Source organism: Marinobacterium sp. xm-d-579 (genome assembly GCF_013282935.1).
Classification (GTDB): domain Bacteria; phylum Pseudomonadota; class Gammaproteobacteria; order Pseudomonadales; family Balneatricaceae; genus Marinobacterium_E.
On the sequence record NZ_WBYP01000002.1, the window covers coordinates 66,325 to 85,600 of the forward strand.

Annotated in this window: 24 protein-coding genes; 17 read left to right on the plus strand and 7 right to left on the minus strand. The window is 48.8% G+C overall.

Annotated elements, in window-relative coordinates; all coding sequences use genetic code 11:
• Window positions 1–4 precede the first annotated feature (4 nt).
• The 3 genes from ppsA (at window position 5) to rraA (ending at window position 3,810) form a co-directional block, all read left to right on the plus strand.
• Window positions 5–2,374: a phosphoenolpyruvate synthase gene (gene ppsA / locus XMD579_RS04040; RefSeq protein WP_173505886.1), complete on the plus strand. Its 2,370-nt coding sequence runs from the start codon at window positions 5–7 to the stop codon at window positions 2,372–2,374.
• Between the two features lie 100 nt (window positions 2,375–2,474).
• Window positions 2,475–3,305: a S1-like domain-containing RNA-binding protein gene (locus XMD579_RS11490; RefSeq protein WP_173481610.1), complete on the plus strand. Its 831-nt coding sequence runs from the start codon at window positions 2,475–2,477 to the stop codon at window positions 3,303–3,305.
• 19 nt (window positions 3,306–3,324) lie between these two features.
• A complete protein-coding gene (gene rraA, locus XMD579_RS04050) occupies window positions 3,325–3,810 on the plus strand; it encodes a ribonuclease E activity regulator RraA (protein ID WP_173481609.1) in 486 nt (161 codons plus the stop codon).
• A gap of 287 nt (window positions 3,811–4,097) precedes the next feature.
• On the opposite strand, the gene XMD579_RS04055 is transcribed toward rraA, so the two are convergent.
• Window positions 4,098–4,724: a lytic transglycosylase domain-containing protein gene (locus XMD579_RS04055; protein ID WP_173505887.1), complete on the minus strand. Its 627-nt coding sequence runs from the start codon at window positions 4,722–4,724 to the stop codon at window positions 4,098–4,100.
• A 23-nt stretch (window positions 4,725–4,747) separates the two neighbouring features.
• Between XMD579_RS04055 and XMD579_RS04060 the strand changes: the two genes are divergently transcribed.
• The gene (locus tag XMD579_RS04060; protein WP_173481607.1) at window positions 4,748–5,395 is read left to right on the plus strand and encodes an HAD-IA family hydrolase; all 648 of its coding nucleotides are present in this window, start codon (window positions 4,748–4,750) and stop codon (window positions 5,393–5,395) included.
• 1 nt (window position 5,396) lies between these two features.
• Complete coding sequence (locus XMD579_RS04065) at window positions 5,397–6,452, plus strand: S49 family peptidase (protein WP_173481606.1); 1,056 nt, start codon at window positions 5,397–5,399, stop codon at window positions 6,450–6,452.
• Window positions 6,453–6,466: 14 nt separating this feature from the next.
• Here XMD579_RS04065 and XMD579_RS04070 read toward each other — a convergent pair whose 3' ends face one another.
• Complete coding sequence (locus tag XMD579_RS04070; protein WP_173505888.1) at window positions 6,467–7,063, minus strand: nucleoside triphosphate pyrophosphatase; 597 nt, start codon at window positions 7,061–7,063, stop codon at window positions 6,467–6,469.
• Between the two features lie 130 nt (window positions 7,064–7,193).
• Between XMD579_RS04070 and XMD579_RS04075 the strand changes: the two genes are divergently transcribed.
• The 12 genes from XMD579_RS04075 to XMD579_RS04130 all read left to right on the plus strand — a co-directional run bounded on the left by XMD579_RS04075 (window position 7,194) and on the right by XMD579_RS04130 (window position 16,318).
• Window positions 7,194–7,700, plus strand: a complete 507-nt coding sequence (locus XMD579_RS04075) for a YceD family protein (RefSeq protein ID WP_173481604.1) — start codon at window positions 7,194–7,196, stop codon at window positions 7,698–7,700.
• Between the two features lie 32 nt (window positions 7,701–7,732).
• Window positions 7,733–7,912: a 50S ribosomal protein L32 gene (gene rpmF / locus XMD579_RS04080; protein WP_173481603.1), complete on the plus strand. Its 180-nt coding sequence runs from the start codon at window positions 7,733–7,735 to the stop codon at window positions 7,910–7,912.
• Window positions 7,913–7,921: 9 nt separating this feature from the next.
• Window positions 7,922–8,935, plus strand: a complete 1,014-nt coding sequence (plsX, locus tag XMD579_RS04085; RefSeq protein WP_371815178.1) for a phosphate acyltransferase PlsX — start codon at window positions 7,922–7,924, stop codon at window positions 8,933–8,935.
• 83 nt (window positions 8,936–9,018) lie between these two features.
• On the plus strand, window positions 9,019–9,960 hold the full coding sequence (gene fabD, locus XMD579_RS04090) for an ACP S-malonyltransferase (protein WP_173498144.1): 942 nt from the start codon (window positions 9,019–9,021) through the stop codon (window positions 9,958–9,960).
• 10 nt (window positions 9,961–9,970) lie between these two features.
• Window positions 9,971–10,714, plus strand: coding sequence for a 3-oxoacyl-ACP reductase FabG (gene fabG, locus XMD579_RS04095; RefSeq protein ID WP_173481600.1), 744 nt, complete (start codon window positions 9,971–9,973; stop codon window positions 10,712–10,714).
• Window positions 10,715–10,889: 175 nt separating this feature from the next.
• Window positions 10,890–11,123 (plus strand): acyl carrier protein, encoded by a 234-nt coding sequence (acpP, locus tag XMD579_RS04100; protein WP_173481599.1) that lies wholly within the window; start codon window positions 10,890–10,892, stop codon window positions 11,121–11,123.
• Window positions 11,124–11,205: 82 nt separating this feature from the next.
• Complete coding sequence (gene fabF / locus XMD579_RS04105; protein ID WP_173481598.1) at window positions 11,206–12,444, plus strand: beta-ketoacyl-ACP synthase II; 1,239 nt, start codon at window positions 11,206–11,208, stop codon at window positions 12,442–12,444.
• Between the two features lie 67 nt (window positions 12,445–12,511).
• Window positions 12,512–13,549: an endolytic transglycosylase MltG gene (gene mltG, locus XMD579_RS04110; RefSeq protein ID WP_173505889.1), complete on the plus strand. Its 1,038-nt coding sequence runs from the start codon at window positions 12,512–12,514 to the stop codon at window positions 13,547–13,549.
• Complete coding sequence (gene tmk, locus XMD579_RS04115; protein WP_173483197.1) at window positions 13,549–14,175, plus strand: dTMP kinase; 627 nt, start codon at window positions 13,549–13,551, stop codon at window positions 14,173–14,175. The genes mltG and tmk overlap by 1 nt, the downstream gene beginning before the upstream one ends.
• The gene (locus XMD579_RS04120; protein WP_173483196.1) at window positions 14,172–15,158 is read left to right on the plus strand and encodes a DNA polymerase III subunit delta'; all 987 of its coding nucleotides are present in this window, start codon (window positions 14,172–14,174) and stop codon (window positions 15,156–15,158) included. The genes tmk and XMD579_RS04120 overlap by 4 nt, the downstream gene beginning before the upstream one ends.
• Complete coding sequence (locus XMD579_RS04125; RefSeq protein WP_173481594.1) at window positions 15,158–15,511, plus strand: PilZ domain-containing protein; 354 nt, start codon at window positions 15,158–15,160, stop codon at window positions 15,509–15,511. The genes XMD579_RS04120 and XMD579_RS04125 overlap by 1 nt, the downstream gene beginning before the upstream one ends.
• A 27-nt stretch (window positions 15,512–15,538) precedes the next feature.
• Window positions 15,539–16,318, plus strand: coding sequence for a TatD family hydrolase (locus XMD579_RS04130; RefSeq protein ID WP_173505890.1), 780 nt, complete (start codon window positions 15,539–15,541; stop codon window positions 16,316–16,318).
• A 5-nt stretch (window positions 16,319–16,323) separates the two neighbouring features.
• On the opposite strand, the gene XMD579_RS04135 is transcribed toward XMD579_RS04130, so the two are convergent.
• The 5 genes from XMD579_RS04135 to XMD579_RS04155 form a co-directional block, all read right to left on the minus strand.
• Entirely contained in the window at window positions 16,324–16,665 is a 342-nt protein-coding gene (locus XMD579_RS04135) for a TusE/DsrC/DsvC family sulfur relay protein (RefSeq protein WP_173505891.1), read from the minus strand.
• Window positions 16,665–16,970, minus strand: coding sequence for a sulfurtransferase complex subunit TusB (gene tusB / locus XMD579_RS04140; protein WP_173481591.1), 306 nt, complete (start codon window positions 16,968–16,970; stop codon window positions 16,665–16,667). Before tusB ends, XMD579_RS04135 begins: the two co-directional genes overlap by 1 nt.
• Complete coding sequence (gene tusC, locus XMD579_RS04145) at window positions 16,963–17,319, minus strand: sulfurtransferase complex subunit TusC (protein WP_173481590.1); 357 nt, start codon at window positions 17,317–17,319, stop codon at window positions 16,963–16,965. Before tusC ends, tusB begins: the two co-directional genes overlap by 8 nt.
• Complete coding sequence (gene tusD / locus XMD579_RS04150) at window positions 17,316–17,714, minus strand: sulfurtransferase complex subunit TusD (RefSeq protein ID WP_173481589.1); 399 nt, start codon at window positions 17,712–17,714, stop codon at window positions 17,316–17,318. The genes tusC and tusD overlap by 4 nt, the downstream gene beginning before the upstream one ends.
• Before the next feature lie 694 nt (window positions 17,715–18,408).
• Window positions 18,409–19,089, minus strand: coding sequence for a Bax inhibitor-1/YccA family protein (locus XMD579_RS04155; protein WP_173481588.1), 681 nt, complete (start codon window positions 19,087–19,089; stop codon window positions 18,409–18,411).
• Window positions 19,090–19,276: the final 187 nt, after the last annotated feature.

Genomic DNA, 19,276 nt, shown 5'->3' on the forward strand with positions numbered 1-19,276 from the left:
TGCTTTGACAGAATACGTGATTCGTCTTGATCAGGCGCGCATGACCGATGTGGAAAAAGTAGGTGGTAAGAATGCCTCTCTTGGTGAAATGATCAGTCAATTGAGTGAAGCCGGAGTGCGTGTACCGGGTGGCTTTGCCACGACTGCCGAAGCGTATCGAGAGTTCCTAGCCTATGGTGGTTTGGCGGATCGTATTAATGCACGTCTTGATGAGCTGGATGCAGATGATACGCGTGCATTGGCGGAAACTGGCGGTCAGATTCGTCAGTGGATTATGGATGCGGATTTTCAACCTGAATTGGATGCTGCGATCGAAACAGCTTACGCAGAGATGTTGGATGGCCAAGCTGAGATCAGTGTCGCAGTGCGCTCATCGGCGACTGCAGAAGATTTGCCAGATGCCTCTTTTGCTGGCCAGCAAGAGACCTTCCTAAATATTAAAGGCCTAGATAATGTTAAACACGCGATCAAAGAGGTGTTTGCTTCCCTATATAACGATCGCGCCATCTCTTACCGAGTTCACAAAGGATTTACTCACGCTGAAGTAGCGCTATCTGCGGGTATTCAACGCATGGTTCGCAGTGAGACCGGCGCATCGGGCGTTCTCTTCTCATTGGACACAGAATCAGGTTTCCAGCACGTTGTCTTCATCACCGCCGCGTACGGTTTGGGCGAAACCGTTGTTCAGGGCGCAGTTAACCCTGATGAGTTCTACGTCTACAAACCCACTCTAAAGCAGAACGCTCCTGCGATTCTTCGTCGTACCATGGGCTCTAAAGCGATCAAGATGATCTACACGGATGAGCACAGTGCGGGTAAGGCGGTAGAGACGGTCGATGTCTCTTATGCGGATCGCAACCGTTTCTGTGTGACGGATGAAGAGGTAGAAGAGTTGGCGCGCATTGCCGTCATCATTGAGAACCACTACGGCCGTCCAATGGATGTCGAGTGGGCTCGTGATGGGGATGATGGTCAGCTTTACATCGTTCAGGCTCGTCCAGAAACGGTTCGCAGTCAGACACAAAAAACCGTGATCGAACGCTACCTGATGAAAGAGAAGGGTCAGGTCCTCGTTGAAGGTCGTTCGATTGGTCACCGAATTGGCGCCGGTGTTGTTCGTCTTGTTAAGTCACTTGATGAGATGCACACCGTTCAGGATGGTGATGTGTTGGTAACGGATATGACCGACCCAGATTGGGAGCCGGTTATGAAACGTGCATCAGCGATCGTAACGAACCGTGGTGGTCGTACCTGTCACGCGGCGATCATTGCACGTGAGTTAGGTATTCCTGCTATCGTGGGCTGTGGTGATGCAACCTCTGCACTGACTGACGGCCAAGAGGTGACTGTTAGCTGTGCAGAAGGTGATACAGGCTACGTCTACGCGGGTTGTCTAGACTTTGAACACACTACAAACAATGTTGAACAGATGCCATCGCTGCCGTTCGACATTATGATGAACGTGGGTAACCCAGACCGTGCCTTTGACTTCCAATCACTGCCGAATGCTGGTGTTGGTCTGGCGCGTTTAGAGTTCATTATCAACCGAATGATTGGTGTTCACCCGAAAGCGTTGATTAATCTAGAGGAGCAACCACGTGATGTGCGTCAGGTTATTGAACGCCGCATCGCAGGTTACAAATCGCCTGTTGATTTCTACGTTGATAAATTGACTGAGGGTATCTCAACGCTTGCGGCCGCTTTCTACCCTAAGAAAGTGATCGTTCGTATGTCGGACTTCAAATCTAATGAGTACGGTCACCTGATCGGTGGTCAATCGTTCGAACCGCATGAAGAGAACCCAATGCTAGGTTTCCGTGGTGCTGCTCGCTACATCTCTGAAGACTTCCGTGACTGTTTTGAGCTGGAGTGTCGTGCATTGAAACGTGTCCGTGATGAGATGCGTCTAACCAATGTTGAGATCATGGTGCCGTTCGTACGCACACCAGGCGAGGCAAAACAGGTCGTAGATCTGTTGGCGGAGAATGGGCTTCAGCGCGGACAGAACGGTCTTAAGTTGATCATGATGTGTGAAATCCCATCCAACGCACTACTCGCTGACCAGTTCCTTGAGTACTTTGACGGCTTCTCAATTGGTTCGAACGACCTGACTCAGCTGACACTCGGCTTGGACCGTGATTCGGGCCTTATTGCGCATCTGTTCGATGAGCGAAACGAAGCGGTTAAGCGTCTTCTTGAGATGGCGATTACCGCCTGTAAGGCGCAGGGTAAATATGTGGGTATCTGTGGACAAGGACCTTCGGACCACCCTGATCTTGCCCGTTGGTTGATGCAGCAGGGTATCGACAGTGTGTCACTCAACCCTGATTCAGTCATGGATACCTGGTTCTACTTGGCGAATGACAAAGTCTAAAAGAGGCTAAATCCTTAAAAACGGTCAGGATTCACTCCCTGGCCGTTTTTCGTTCTGGCCTAACCGGTTATCATAGGGTTTTTAATATTGGGAGAGAGGCGTGTTTGAACTCGGTAAGCGCAATCAATTAACGGTGTTGCGAGAGAGTCCATACGGTGTCTATTTAGAGACAGGTGATGGTGGCGGCATACTGCTCCCTCGAAGTGAAGTGCCTGAAGGTACTAAGCCTGGCGATAAGCTGCGTGTGTTTGTCTACCTTGACTCCCAAGATCAAGAGATCGCGACCTTGGCGCATCCCAAAGCGGAAGTGGGTCAATTCGCTCGACTGCGTGTTAAAGAGACCACGCCGATAGGTGCTTTCCTGGATTGGGGACTATCTAAAGATCTGCTGCTGCCTTTCTCAGAGCAGCAGCGTGATGTGACGGAAGGTCTGTGGGTGAATGTCTTCATCTACATTGATAACTCGAACCGTATCGCGGCCTCAATGAAAACGGATCGTTATCTTGAGTCCAACCCAACCGACCTAAACAAAGAGATGCTGGTTGAAATGCTGCCCTGGCGTATGACTGACTTAGGCATGCTCTGCATCATCAATGATCGCTATGAAGGCCTTATCCATCGTCAAGACCTCACTCAGCATTTGAAATTGGGTCAGCGTCTGACGGGCTATGTTAAGCAGGTTCGTGAGGATGGACAGATTGACCTTATGCTGACGCCACCTGGTTATAAACGAGTCGGGTCTGTTGCCGATAAGCTGTTGGCTGAGTTGGAGGCGAACAGCGGCTTCTGTCCACTGGGTGATAAGAGTCCGCCTGAAGCGATTAATGCCCGTTTTGGTTGCAGTAAAAAAGCCTACAAAATGGCGATTGGTCAGCTGTTGAAAGAGGGCAAGATCCAAATTGAAGCGGATGGCCTTCGTCTAAAATCTTAAAATCTATCAGGAGAAATCGATGGAAGATCTACTACCCGAACTGTGCGATCGCTATGAAGATGATGTGCGCATTCTTGAACCGATGTTTGGTAACTTTGGCGGTCGTGAACGCTTTAGCGGAAAGATCGTGACGATCAAAGCGTTTGAAGATAACTCCTTGGTTCGTGAACAAGTTGCGCTACCTGGTGAAGGTCGAGTGCTGGTAGTTGATAGCGGTGGCTCTATGCGTCGCGCGATGTTGGGTGACATGCTGGCTGAGAAAGCAGTCAAGAATGGCTGGTCGGGTATTGTTATCTACGGCTGTATCCGTGACGTGAATGCCATTGGTGATCTTGACCTAGGTGTTCAAGCGTTGGGCTGCCACCCGTTGAAGACCGAGAAAAAAGGGGCGGGGGAATTAAATGTCACGCTTCGTTTTGGCGGTGTTGATTTCATTCCGGGTGAATATCTCTACGCTGATAACAACGGTCTGCTGGTTAGCGAAAAAGAGTTAACGATTGATTGAAAATTGACCAGCATAGGTCTATTATCCACAGCCCGTTCTTAGTTGAGCGGCTGTAATTTTTTCTATTTTATAAGTTGTTGTTTTTAAACAGATTTAAAATTTTTTCAAAAAAAGTTACAGATTCACGGAACTAAAAGACTTCACAGAGGGTCTACTGTTCTACAAGCAGGGCATTTTTTAAGCCCTATTTGGTAAATCACCAGCTTGAAAGCCTCTAAATGAGCAGTTATTACTGCTGACCGCAGCCTGGAACTCCCCCTTTATCCGGCCTGCGGTTTTTTATTGCCTTAAAGAACCTTGTCGTAGCGTGCTTTAAGAATCATTACACGTTCGATGTAGCGCTCTGTCTCGGGATAGGGTGGTATGCCTTGGTAACGTTTTACAGCCGTTGGCCCTGCGTTGTAGGCTGCTAGGGCCAATTTTGTGTCACCAAACTGCTCTAGCTGCTCTTTTAGGTATTGGCTCCCGGCAAAGATGTTCGCGCTAGGATCCTGTCGGTTCTCGACACCTAGGGAGAGTGCTGTCTTTTTCATTAGCTGCATCAAACCCATTGCCCCTTGTGAAGAGAGCGCGTTGCTTTTGAATGCCGACTCCGCATGAATCACGGCGCGAATAAGAGATTCGTCAACCTTGACTTGGTTGGCGGCGATTTGTGTAATGCTGCGAAAGTCTCGAGTGTTTAGAGGCACAGTGTGCCAATCGATTGATGGGTTTGACCGGCAGGCATAACAGTCAAATTTGAGTATTTCATAATGAGTGGTCTGTTTAGGGCGTCGATCGCCGAACGAGAGCACGCCTGACTCGTTGCGAAATTTATAGATGGTCTGCGAACTCTCACTTTTCGCAGAGGTGCTGTAGACTGAGCTGACTATCAGCAGTGTCGACAGCAGTGTTAGACGCTTGTTTAAATACATAATGCTCAAACTTTGAGGTTTACGTGAAGTATAGGCTACTTATTTTCGATTGGGATGGAACTTTAATCGATTCTCAAGCGCGTATCGTATCCAGTTTTCAGGGCGCTACGCGTGAGCTAGGTCTAAGAATCCCCAGTGATGAGTCAGTGCGAGATATTATTGGCCTTGGCTTGCCAGAGGCTATTCTTAAAGTCATGCCTGAATGTGATGCCGCAACGCGAGAGCTCATTCGGCAGGGTTACAGTAAACACTATCTAGAGGTTGATCAGACACCCACGGCGCTATTTGACGGTGCATTTGATGGACTGGGGCTACTCAAACAGCATGGCTATCGACTCTCGGTCGCGACTGGAAAAAGCCGCCGTGGTTTGGATCGCGTCCTGTCTGATACAGAGTTGGCGGGCCATTTTGAACTGACCAAGTGTGCTGATGAGACGGCATCCAAGCCAGATCCTTTGATGCTGCATGAGATCCTAGAAGAGACAGGTTTGGATGCTAGCGAAGTCCTTATGATTGGTGACACCAGTTATGATTTGGAGATGGCGCGCAGTGCGGGTATTGATCGAGTGGCTATGAGCTATGGGGTGCATGAGGTGGATGATCTGCATGCCTTTGAACCGTTGCAGGTGTTTGATCATTTTAATGAGTTAGTGGATTGGTTAAGGAGTTAATGTGGAACACAATCCTTGGGGTGAAAAGCCTAGTGATTCAAAAGAGAGTATTGAGCAGGCTAGTGGAACGGTTGTGCAAACTAATGAGAAGAGTGATCAGCCTGCTGTAGACAGTACCGATTCAAAAAGCTGGCGCTTGCTTGAAAAGCTGGTTGATAACGTCAACCGTGAGCAGCGCCGATCTCGCCGTTGGGGCATCTTCTTCAAGTCTCTGACCTTTATCTATCTGTTTGGTATCGCAGGCTTTTTTCTGTGGAGTGAGAAGTTCGCCTCCATTGAGGAGATCTCTAAGCCACATGTGGCAGTGGTTCAAGTGCGTGGCGTTATTTCAGACAGCAGCGAAGCCAGTGCTGATCTGTTGATCACCTCTCTGCGCGATGCGTTTGAGGCATCTGACAGTCTCGGTGTTATTGTGCGTATTAACAGCCCGGGTGGTAGTCCTGTTCAAGCCGGTTACGTCTATGATGAGATTGTTCGACTCCGTGCACTCTATCCTGATAAGGCGGTGATGGCCGTTATTACCGATATTGGCGCCAGTGGCGGTTATTACCTAGCCAGTGCCGCGGACGCTATCTATGCGGATAAAGCCAGCCTGGTAGGTTCAATTGGGGTCATTTCAAGTGGATTTGGTTTTGTCGATTTGATGGAGAAGCTAGGGGTTGAACGCCGTGCTCTTACCGCAGGCGACAGCAAAGCACTGCTAGACCCTTTCCAGCCGCTCTCGGATCAACAGAAGCGCTTTTGGCAATCTGTGTTGGATACTACTCACCAACAGTTTATTGACGCTGTGAAGCAGGGTAGGGGTGATCGTCTTGCTGATAACCCTGAGCTGTTCTCTGGACTAATCTGGACAGGTGAACAGGCCGTTGAATTGGGTTTGATTGATGGGTTAGGCAGTGCTAGCTCTGTTGCTCGCGAACAGTTTAATACCGATCATCTAATTGATTACAGCTACCGTCCAAACGCGGTTGAACGCTTGGCAGAGCGTCTAGGTGTTGGGGTGGCCAGTCAGGTTATGAACACTCTCGGTATAACGAGCTCTATCCAGTTCAAATAGATCGCTAATAGCGTCTATTTTAGAAGCGGGTTGATGCCCGCTTCTAGTAATAGATGGTTTAACCGAATCAGTGGTAGGCCAATTAGAGTATTAGGGTCTCTGCTCTCAATCGACTCAAACAGAGTGATACCTAACCCCTCGCATTTAAAACTGCCTGCGCAGTCCAGCGGTTGCTCGCGATCAATGTAAGCTGTGATCTCTGCGTCTGACAGTTCTCTAAAGGTCACGACAACCTCTTCTAGATACTCTCTAGTCTCCTCAGTTTGGCTGTTGAAAAGCGCCAAAGAGGTTAGAAAGCTGACACGCCGACCGCTGCACAAAGAGAGCTGGGTAATCGCTCTCTCTTTGGTTAAAGGTTTGCCAAGAATCAGCTGGTCAAGCGTAGCCAGTTGATCAGACCCTATAATCCAGTGTGCAGGGAACTCTTTAGCTAACGCCTTGGCTTTCAGTTGGGCTAAACGAGCCGCACAAGCCTCTGGAGACTCACCGGCTATTGGCGTCTCATCGATGTCGGGAGAGGCGTGTTCAAACTCATTTAAAATGCGAGACAGTAGTTCGCGGCGATATTTTGAGCTTGAGGCTAAAACGATCGGTAATTGGTGGCTTTTCATCGATATTCCGCTGCGATTTTGTGCAGATTGGGCTTTTGTTAGCTAAAGAGGCTCTAACCTAACAAATATCCTCAATTAATGGCATATATTCCTTTACAGTTGGGCTTCAGATCCCTAGAATTGCGCGCTTATGTCGAACGGCCCTCTTCCGAAAAAAGTCGACCCTCGGAAACTTGCCGAGCGGGAAGCAGTTTTAACAGGCACTATTGCACTGCAATCTATGCCTCAGCTCTGCTCCTTGCTGGTCAGTCCCTGTGGTGATGTCAATGTAGAACTGGCTTTTGCCCTTGATGAGCAGAAGCTAAGAACTGTGACCGGACAAGCGAACGTTGAAGTTCAGCAACAGTGTCAACGTTGCTTGGAGCCAGTGACATTGCAATTGGAAGCAGAGTTCAGTTTAGCCGTTGTGTTAAACGAAGAGCAGGCCAAGAATTTGCCCCGTTACTATGATCCTCTACTGTTAGAGGATGATGTAAATCTTGCAGATTTGGTCGGAGAAGAGTTGATACTGAGTTTACCAGCCGTCTGTTATCATGATGACTGTTCAGTAAAAATGTCCTTCGGCGAAGATGAGATACCTGCGGAGCAGATTGAAAAACCGAATCCATTTAGTGTGCTAGCGAGCCTTAAGAAGTAGCGCTAGTAAAGTAAGATCCAGGAGTAAAAACCATGGCAGTACAGCAGAACAAAAAGTCTCGTTCACGTCGCGATATGCGCCGTTCACACGATGCACTTAGCAACCCAACTCTTTCAGTTGAACAGACTACTGGTGAGACTCACCGTCGTCACCACATGACAGCTGACGGTTTCTACCGCGGTCGTCAGGTTGTTGCAAAAGGCGACGAGTAAGTCTTAGCCGTGCAACACAGTTATTGCATCGCTGTTGATGCAATGGGCGGGGACTTCGGTCCCCGTATTACTGTTGAGGCCTCCCTCGCAGTTCTCAAAGATTACCCTGATCTATCGATTACCCTTGTGGGTGATCAAGAGCAGATCGCTCCCTATCTTCCTAAAGACGCTAATTCACAGTTAAGCCTTGTGCATGCTTCATCGGTTATTACGGCCGATATGAGGGTAATTTCCGCTCTGCGTGAAGGCTCGGACAGCTCAATGCAGTTAGCTCTGGATCAGCTCGCATCAGGTTCGGCCTGTGCCGTTGTGAGTGCTGGCAATACGGGGGCTTTGATGGCCCTTGCGAGACGCACCTTGGGAATGATTCAGGGGATCGATCGTCCCGCTATCTCTGCAGCTATGCCGACCTTGAAAGGCGAGTGTCAGGTCGTCGATTTGGGCGCTAACTTAGACTCTTCCCCAGAGATGCTAAAGCAGTTTGCTGTGTTGGGGCGCGCTTTGGTGCGGGTTACAACAGGTAGAGATCCAAAAATTGGTCTGCTTAACGTAGGCTCTGAAGAGACCAAGGGCAACGAGACGCTTCGTGAAGCGAGTGCTCAGATAGCGGAACTTCCAGAGGTGAACTACATCGGCTTTGTTGAAGGCGCTGATCTGTTTGTTGGTGAAGCGGATTTGATCGTCTGTGATGGTCTGGTCGGTAACGTGGCCCTAAAGAGTAGCGAAGGGGTCGCTAAGCTGTTAGCTCATCGACTGCGCCAGGTGTTTGCAGGTTCACTCTACAGTAAAGTCATCGCATGGCTGGCTAGCCCAATGCTGACAGCCCTGACTAAATCGCTCGATTCAGGTCAAAGAAATGGTGCACTGTTTTTAGGTTTGAATGGTCTGGTCGTTAAAAGTCATGGTGCTGCGAACGCTAATGACTTTAAGGCGGCTTTAGAAAACACTCTGAATATGCTTAAAGCCGATCTGCCTAACCAGTTAGCGGATCAGGTTGCTCGCGATCTAAACAGTTCCCCTTAAGGGTTCAGATATTCCTCATATGATGTAAACTCCGTACTAGGATTTTTTATGGAGTTAATCTCCGCTAGTTAATCGAGGACAACATGTCTCAATCACTTGCATTGGTCTTCCCAGGCCAAGGTTCACAATCACTCGGTATGTTGAGTGATCTAGCTGCACAGCACTCTATTATCACGGATACGTTTAAAGAGGCTTCTGAAGCCTTAGGTCAGGATCTTTGGGCTATTGCTCAAGAGGGGCCTGAAGCGGTTCTTAATAGCACTGAGAATACACAACCTGTTCTGCTGACTTCGAGTGTTGCTCTGTGGCGTCTATGGCAACAGCAGGGTGGTGAAGCTCCATCAGTAGTCGCAGGCCACTCGTTGGGTGAATACTCTGCACTAGTTTGTGCTGGTGCTATCTCTTTGGCTGACGGTGTGCGTTTAGTTCGCCTTCGTGGCGAATTGATGCAGGCTGCGGTTCCTGCTGGTACTGGGGCGATGGCGGCAATTCTTGGTCTTGATGACGCGGCTGTTGTGGCTGCTTGTGAGCAAGCCGCTCAAGGTGCAGTGGTCTCTGCAGTTAACTTTAACTGCCCAGGTCAGGTCGTAATTGCCGGTGAGAAAGCAGCGGTTGAGCGTGGTGTGGAAGCTTGTAAAGAGGCGGGTGCTAAACGTGCAGTAGAGCTGCCTGTATCGGTGCCTTCTCACTGTGCTTTGATGCAGCCAGCAGCTGAGAAGTTGGCTGAAGCATTGGCAAAGATTGAGATTACACTGCCAGCGATTAAACTCATTCACAACGTCAATGCATCGACCTGTGAAGATGTTGCTGAATTGCGTGATCTGTTGGTGCAGCAGCTGTACAGTCCAGTGCGTTGGACTGAGAGCGTACAAGCAATGTTAGCACTGGGTGTTGATCGCACCGTTGAGTGTGGTCCAGGTAAAGTTCTGTCGGGTCTGAATAAGAAAGTCGATCGCGCATTAACCGTTTTGAATATTGGTGATTCTGCGGGTCTAGACAAAGCCCTAGAAGCACAAAATAGCTAAGGATTAAAAGATGAGTTTAGAAAATAAAGTTGCGCTAGTAACAGGTGCTACCCGCGGTATCGGTAAAGCGATCGCAGAGAATCTCGCTGCACAGGGCGCTACCGTTCTAGGAACTGCGACCAGTGAAGGTGGTGCTAGTGCAATCACTGAATACTTAGCTGCAGCCGGTAATGCGGGTAAAGGTTATGTACTAAACGTCTCTGATAAAGAGTCGGTTGATGCGGTACTGGCACAGATCCAAGAGGAGTTCGGTGCGGTTACCATTCTGGTCAACAATGCTGGTATTACTAAAGACAACCTGATGATGCGTATGAAGGATGATGAGTGGGATTCTGTGCTGAATACCAATCTTTCGTCAGTCTACCGCATGGTTAAAGGTGTTCTACGCGGCATGACAAAAGCGCGCTGGGGTCGTGTGGTCAGCGTCAGCTCTGTTGTGGCCTCTATGGGTAACGCGGGTCAAGCAAACTACGCAGCAGCTAAAGCAGGTATGGAAGGTTTCTCACGTGCATTGGCTCGTGAATTAGGTAGTCGTAACGTGACGGTCAACTGTGTTGCGCCTGGTTTCATCGATACCGATATGACGGCTGATCTACCTGAAGCACATAAAGAGATGCTGCAGTCTCAGATATCACTGTCACGTCTAGGTAAGCCTGAAGAGATCGCAGCAGTCGTTGGTTTCTTATGCAGCGAATCTGGCGGTTATGTGACCGGTGAAACGATCCAGGTCAACGGTGGTATGTACATGGGTTAAAACCCCCGTTTAGGTGTGGTTTTTTACCGTATAAAAGGTTGTAATTTCCATCAGATAGCGGATAATTGCACCCAGTTAACAATTGTTGCTTATCTTTTATGTAAGCAGCGGTTTTCTAAAATTCCCAAAGTGTCAGAATAGATACAGTGGGCGTTGAAACATTATAGGAATCGATATGAGCAATATTGAAGATCGCGTTAAGAAAATTATCGCCGAGCAACTTGGTGTTAAAGAAGAAGAAGTGACTAACGAAGCTTCTTTCGTAGAAGACCTCGGTGCTGATTCACTTGACACTGTTGAACTAGTAATGGCTCTTGAAGAGGAATTCGAAACTGAAATTCCTGATGAAGAAGCTGAGAAAATCACTACAGTTCAGCTAGCAATCGACTACGTTAACGCTAACCAGTAATCGGTTCTACGTACGTTCGAAAAGCCGCACCTGCCTAGAGTAGTTGCGGCTTTTCTTTTATTAGCCCATCGGAGAGTTTTAGATGTCGCGCAATCGAGTTGTAGTCACAGGTCTTGGTCTATTAACACCTGTTGGTCAAACGGTCGATGACACTTGGTCAAATATTCTTGCGGGAAAGAGTGGTGCAGGCCCAATTGAGCATTTTGATGCTTCGGCTTTCAGCACACGTTTCTCATCATCTGTTAAAGATTTTCAACTAGAGCCTTACCTCAACCCTAAAGAGGCTCGTAAGATGGATCTGTTCATTCAATACGGCATGGTGGCTGCTATTCAAGCAGTTGAAGATTCCGGTATTGAAGTCTCAGAAGAGAATGCACCACGCATTGGTTGTGCCATTGGCTCCGGCATCGGTGGTCTACCAATGATTGAAAACACACACGACATACTGAATAAGTCAGGCCCTCGTCGAGTCTCTCCATTTTTCGTTCCTGGCAGTATCATCAATATGATCGCCGGTAACCTAGCCATTAAATATGGCTTCCGTGGACCGAATATTGCGATCACAACCGCCTGTACAACCGGTACCCACAACATTGGTCATGCGATGCGCATGATTCAATACGGTGATGCTGATGTGATGATCGCAGGTGGCTCTGAGATGGCGACAACGCCACTTGGTTTGGGTGGTTTTGCCGCTGCGCGTGCCTTGTCGAGTCGTAACGACGATCCACAAGCAGCAAGTCGTCCATGGGATCGTGATCGTGATGGGTTTGTGCTGGGTGATGGTGCCGGAATGTTGGTACTTGAGTCCTATGAGCATGCTAAAGCGCGTGGTGCGAAGATCTACTGTGAGTTGAGTGGCTTTGGTATGAGTGATGACGCCTACCACATGACTTCACCACCAGAGGATGGTGCCGGTGCTGCTCTGTCGATGACTAATGCGATTAAAGATTCCGGTCTGAACGTCGATCAAATCAACTACATCAATGCACACGGCACATCGACTCCGGCGGGTGATATTGCGGAATCCAATGCGGCTAAAGCGGTATTGGGAAGCGCTGCTTCAGATGTCCGTATGAGCTCGACTAAATCTATGATAGGTCACCTATTAGGGGCTGCAGGTGCTGTCGAAGCAGCCTTCTGTGTGCTGGCTCTTCGTGATCAAGTAGCGCCGCCTACGATCAACTTGGATAACCCAAGTGAAGGCTGTGACCTTAACTATGTGGCTCACACGGCCCAAGAGGCGAAGCTATTTGCCGCTATGTCCAACTCATTTGGCTTTGGTGGTACCAACGGTACACTCGTCTTTAACAAGATCTAGCGACCGTTGAGTCGGGTGCCTATCGGCCCCGACTCATACTGATTGCTAATACTCATTGGGTTTAGGTTTGTTAAAACGAACAGTCATAGTATTTGTTGCTTTTTTTATGGTGCTTGCCTCTGTTGGGTGGAGCCAATATCAGTCCGTTCTTGATCTTCCTAAACAGCGTCTAGCGCTCCAGCAACCAACCACCTTGACGGTTCCTACTGGCTATACGGCCTCACGCTTGGTTCAAGAGCTATCCGATCGTCACTGGTTGGATGAGCCGTTCAAACTTAAGTTACTGTTTAAGCTTCAGCCAGAACTCACCAAGTTGCGCAGCGGCGAGTATGAGGTAAGGGTGGGTGATACCCTAGAGACCCTGCTTGATCGTCTCATATCGGGTCGATCTGTGCAGTATCGAGTGACCCTTATTGAGGGGGCAACCGTTAAAGAGATGCTGGCCTCTCTTGCAGACAATGAACTGCTTGAGAAAACATTGAGTGCTACGGATGCCGCCAGTTTGTCGACTGAACTGGGCCTCAATGTCGATTCATCTGAAGGCCTATTTTTAGCCGAGACCTACTATTTTGAGCGGGGTACAACGGACAAAGAACTGCTGCTTCGTGCACACAGAATGCTTAATGATGTGTTAGATAAGCATTGGCAGAGTCGTGATATAACATTGCCGCTTGAGAGTTCCTACGAAGCCCTTATTCTGGCATCTATCATCGAGAAAGAGACGGGTTTGAGTAGTGAGCGGGGGCAGATCTCGGGTGTCTTCATTCGTCGTCTGAATCGGGGTATGCGACTGCAGACAGATCCAACCGTGATCTATGGCTTAGGTGAGCGTTATCAGGGCAATCTGACACGTAAGCATTTAAAAGAGTCGACACCCTATAACACTTATAGAATTCCAGCGCTCCCTCCTACGCCAATTGCATTGGTAGGGGAGGATGCGATTTTCGCAGCGCTTAATCCTGAGCCTGGTAAGGCGCTCTATTTTGTCGCCAAAGGTGACGGTTCGCACCAGTTTTCAGATACACTAGAGCAACACAATCGCGCCGTAAGAGAGTATCAATTGAAACGTCGCAAAGATTATCGTTCTACACCAGAGGCCAACTAATGCAAGGCAAGTTCATTACACTCGAAGGTGGTGAAGGGGTCGGTAAAACGACCAACTTAGACTACATTCAAGACTGTCTCGAATCGTCCGGTATCGATCTGGTCGTGACACGTGAACCGGGTGGAACTGAATTGGCTGAACAGGTTCGTGAGCTGCTTTTGACCCCGCGATCTGAATCGATGTCCGAGATGACAGAACTCCTTCTTGTCTTTGCTGCTCGAGCACAGCATGTTGAGACCCTCATTAAACCCGCTTTGGCTGAAGGTAAATGGGTGCTTTGTGATCGTTTTATCGATGCGACTCATGCTTATCAGGGTGGTGGCCGAGCGATGAATCAAACGACTATTGATCAGCTAGAGTCGTTGGTGTTGTCCGATCTTCAACCCGACTTAACCCTACTGCTAGACCTACCGGTTGAGGTAGGTATGAGCCGTGCGCGTGCACGAGCTGCGCTCGATCGCTTCGAGCAAGAGGAGATGAGCTTCTTTGGTCGGGTACGCGATCGTTACCTAGAGCGTGCAGCGGCTTCAAACGGACGCATTCGAATTATTGATGCAGAGCCTTCCATTCCTCAGGTTCAAGCCCAAATTGCGGCGGTGCTGCGTGAGTTTGGAGTTGCCTTGTGAGCATTCTTCCTTGGCAGGCAGAGTATTGGCAGCGTATTGATCAGTTGATCGCTGATAATAAATTACCTCATGCGCTGCTATTGGCTGGGCATAAAGGGGTGGGTAAACGTGCGTTTGCTGAGCACCTCGCTAAACGCTTGCTCTGTAATAACCCTAGGGGTTCAGAACCCTGTGGTCAGTGTAAAACCTGTGAGCTGATTCAGCACGAAACGCATCCGGATCTGCTTCACCTTTCACCTGAAGAGGCCGGCAAGGTGATCAAAGTTGATCAGGTGCGCGAAACCATTGATCGCTTGCACGGCACTGCGCAGCAGGGTGGTTATCGCGTCTTGATCATCGATCCTGCAGAAGAGATGAATATCTCTGCGGCCAATGCTCTGTTGAAAACCCTCGAAGAACCTGGCAATAACACACTCATTCTGTTGATTGTTCACCAGTTAGGTCAAGTGATGCCGACCATTCGTAGTCGTTGTCAAAGAGTTGAATTTAGCCTGCCTGAAGCCGGTTTGGCGACCGATTGGTTGGCCGAAAAGCTTCAGCTACCACCGGAAAAAGCCAAAGGTTACTTGGGGTTAGCGCAAGGAGCTCCATTAACAGCTTACGAATGGAAGTCCGGCGGTGCGATTGATCTTCGTGCCAATTTTCTGGGTGGCTTGGCCGATCTGTTACGTGCACGAGTCAGCCCAGTCGCCTTGGCAGAGAAATACCAAAAAGAGGATCTGCGTCTGCCTCTAATTTGGTGGCAATCTCTGTTGGGTGATATTGTTAGAATTCAGATGGCGCAGGATGAACAGCCTCGTATCAACTTGGATATGCGTAAGATGGTGGATTCAGTTGCAAAACAGGCGAATGCAAGCCGTGTACTGAAACTCTATGAGTCAGTTCAAGTTGAATTAAACGCGATCCAACGCCACCTAAACCCCAATAAGCAGCTACTATTAGAGAAACTGTTTTTTGATTGGAAAGAGTTGAGTGTTAAGTAATGGTTGAGACAGTTAAATCAGAAAATCACGGCATCCTCGGTCTCGTTATACATACGAAAGAGGATCTCTATCGTGCTTACATGCCGTTTTTAGAGCGTGGTGGTCTGTTTATACCAACCAAAGATCAGTACGAGCTAGGCGAAGAGATCTTTCTACTACTATCGTTAATGGGGGAGCCTGATAAGATCCCTGTCACCGGCAAAGTGGTTTGGCAAACACCCAAGAATGCGCAGGGCGGTAAAGTGCCGGGGATTGGCATTCAACTCTCATCTGACGAGACTGAGCTGCTTAAGAAGATTGATACCTACCTTGCGGGTGCACACGAATCGGGCCGTCAAACCCTTACCATTTAATTTTCATCGTTTTCAAAGTTTACAATCATGTTCATCGATTCTCATTGTCACTTAGACCGTTTAGATCTCTCCAAACATAACGATTCACTGACTGAGCTGCTTAATGATGCACGTCAACGCGGTGTCTCTAAAATGCTCTGTGTCGGTATCGATATGAATCTCTACCCTGCGATGTTAGAGGCAATAGAGGGGCAGTCTGATGTCTACGCTTCGGTTGGCATTCACCCATGCCACGTCGAAGAGAGTCCTTGGAATGAGGCTCAGATTCGCCAAGCGGTTGCGGCAAATCAGCGTGTCGTCGCCTTAGGTGAGACTGGACTCGATTTCTTCTATAAGACGGATACCAAAGAGCAGCAGGTAGAGAGTTTTGCTAACCACTTAAAGCTGGGAAGTGAGTTGGATCTCCCCGTCATCATTCACACACGTGAAGCGAGAGAAGAGACGCTTGAGGTGATGCAGGAGCATGCGGATCCAAAGACTGCTGGGGTGATGCACTGTTTTACAGAGACGATGGAGATGGCGATGCGCTCGATTGAGCTCGGCTTTATGATCTCTTTCTCAGGCATTATCACCTTTAAGAACGCCGCGGATCTTCGCGAGGTCGTTAAAGCGGTCCCACTGGATAAGTTCCTTATTGAGACCGATTCACCCTATCTAGCGCCTGTACCTTACCGAGGTAAACCGAACCAGCCAGGTTACGTCGCAGAGGTCGCACAGTGCGTTGCTGATCTTAAAGGGATTAGAGTAGAAGAGGTGGCTGAACGTTCAGCAGCTAACTTCCACCGCCTGTTCAAAAAAGCGGTTTAGATAACCTACAGACAGTTGTCCGGTTTAGGCAGTCCTGCAATCAGGGCAATACGCTTAACCGGGCTACCCTCGCCAGGAAAGAGCTGCATTAGGTAGATGCTTTTCCCCTTTTCAGGCCCCAGATGCAGTGTGGTGTATTTGATGAACGGACGCATTGCCGGAGAGAGATCAAACTCTTGATAGAACTGACGCATCAGGTCAATCAATTCCCAGTGAGCTTCTGTTAGCTCTAGATCAATGCTCTTTGAAAATGCCTCAGCCAGCTCAACATTCCACTGAGTTAAATTTTCTAGGTACCCTTCGGCATCCAATGGGTAGCTAACACCGTTAACCAGCAGATCACTCATTAGAACCAACTCACAGAGCGCGGATACTGAATCGTCAGATCGACAAACCCACCATCGCTACAGGTCGGTAATGAACTAAGGACCCCACGAGCCTGGCAATCGCACTCTAAAACCGTCGCGGGGCAGGGTAGTTCTTGTAATGAACGGCTTAAGCCTTCAGAAGCCCAGTAGACGCCATTTTCGATAAGAAGTAGATGATCATCAGCCTGCAGTAGCTCAAGGCATGCCTGAAGCTTGTTGGGGCTGTTAGGCGGTGTATTGACGATGTAGAGAGTGCCTCTGATCTTGTCGTTGGAGCTAGACATGGAAAATATGATCCTGTTGGCGAATGAGTAGTGCGATCTCAGAACGACTCAACGCTTTTGCCGGCAGAGCAAGCTTGTCTTGAGTAATGCCTCGCTCCTCTAAAGAGTCAGCACAATAGAACAGATCCTCTACATCGTAGAGCGGAAGCGCCTGCTGCATGGCGGAAAGGTTTTTCTGCTCTATCACTGCTGGGTTTTGATCCGGTAGCAGTTGGAACACGCCATCACCCTGAAACAGAAGAGAGACCTTCTGATCAAACAGAGCGGCAGCCAGTGCAAGGTCAGTTGCCTCTCGGGCTTGAGCGCTTCCATAAGGTGCTGAAGAGGTGATCACAAGAAACTGTTTCATGAACCAGCCCCAAAGGTAACGACACGGTCAGATTCCACCGCACTGGCGACTAGCTGCCCCAGACCCGATAGATCATAGCCGTCCGCTAAATTGTCACCCGTCTTGCTGTAGCGGCTACTCTCCGCTGAGTTAATAACCCCACGCCGTACCGCCGCCGCAATGCAGACAACAGCATCCAGTGAGTGTTGAGTAACAAACTGCTGCCACTGCTCAGGCAGGTTTAACTCATCTTGCGGAGCAACACTGTGACTCGTCGCATTGTGTACACCTGCACCATAAAAAAAGAGGCGCTCAATGCTATGACCCGCCTTCAAAAGCGTACGAGCAAAGCGCAAAGCGGTATGGCTGCTCTGATGATCGATCGGCGCGGATTGAATGATGAGGGTGTATTTCATGGTGAGAATTCTAACAACTTATTTTTGATAGGCACATCTTTGTGGTTGTTTTGTTATTGAAGATCAAAAGCGAATACCCAGCCTAAAGGCTGGCCATTGGCACTTTTTGGTCAGCAAAAAGTACCCAAAAACTGACCACGCTCACTCGGCCTGCGGCACGCTCCGTTCAATGATTTTTCACTGAAGTCCAATAGAACACTGCAAAGTCGGCTCCTGCCTCCGTTGCAGACTTCGGCCATCCGGGCCTCAGCCGATTGAACTCTTAACCGTGAAAAACCATCGTACTCACTCTCGATCGGACGTGGACGACTGGCACGTGATTCGAATCTTGCACCCTGTTCCCCGTCCGACTGAGAACGAGCACGGTGCTCTTTTTCGTTAAGACTTTGAAAGGATCGAGCCCCGGATGGGCGAGAGTTTCAGCGCCTGCACGGAGCAGGCTCTGAAATGTGCCTTTCGATGTTAGAAAAAGAGTATCGCGCGCAGTGTGCCGAAGGCCGAAGGAGCGGGGTGTGTTTTCTTGCTTCTTCTTTGCTCACACAAAGAAGAAGGCTAGCCGACGCCAGTCGGATAGAAGTGCTTTTAATTTAGCTTTTGCCTAGATCTTAAAGAAAAGACCGCCACATCTTCTATATAGCTCCAACAAAAAATCCCCGCAATTGCAGGGATTTTATAAAGACATTCAAACAACAAATTAGTCGTCGTTAAACGCACCCACTAGGCTCAGTAGGTGAACAAACAAGTTGTAGACGTTTAGGTAGAGACCCACCGTCGCCATGATGTAGTTAGTGTAGGTACCGTTGATGATGTTGCTTGTATCGTACAGAAGGAAACCTGCCATTAGGAATACAACCGCGGCAGAGAAAGCAAGCTGCATGCCTGATACATCCACACCGAACAGAGGCAGGATGAACATCGCAAGCATCGCTACGATCAGTACGATAGAGCCCGCAGCTAGGAATCCACCCATGAAACTGAAATCACGGCGGCTAGACATGACGTAGCCCGTTAGACCGAAGAAGGTTACAGCAGTCATACCCAGAGCCGTCGCTACAATTTGACCGCCATTCGGTAGTGCTAGGTAAGAGTTAAGGATAGGGCCTAGACCAAAACCCATTAGACCTGTGAATAGGAAGGTCAATGGAAGTGCAGCGGCTGTATTCTGCTTCTTGTTGATGACAAAAAGCATAATGAAGCTGACAATGATGCTTCCTAGGTAGACGATAAACGGTGGGTTGATCGCCATAGAGATAACGGCAGTGACGGTACTGAATACCATGGTCATCGCAAGCAACATGTATGTGTTGCGAATCATTTTATTGGTATCGCGTACGGCACCCTGTGCTTGTGTGTTGATACTGTCGTAAGTGGCCATAATGTCCTCTTCTCGTTGCTGGTTTGGTTCGGTTTATTTCAACCTGAACGCTTTAGTTTTATAGCTATCTATAATGTTGAGCATTTTACTCAAGATTTCAAGTTTTTAGTTATGATTTTTAACCTTAACCCCCAGTAAATATGGGGCTTTTAAGTAATATCGAATGGTTCGAAGTGGATGCTTAAAT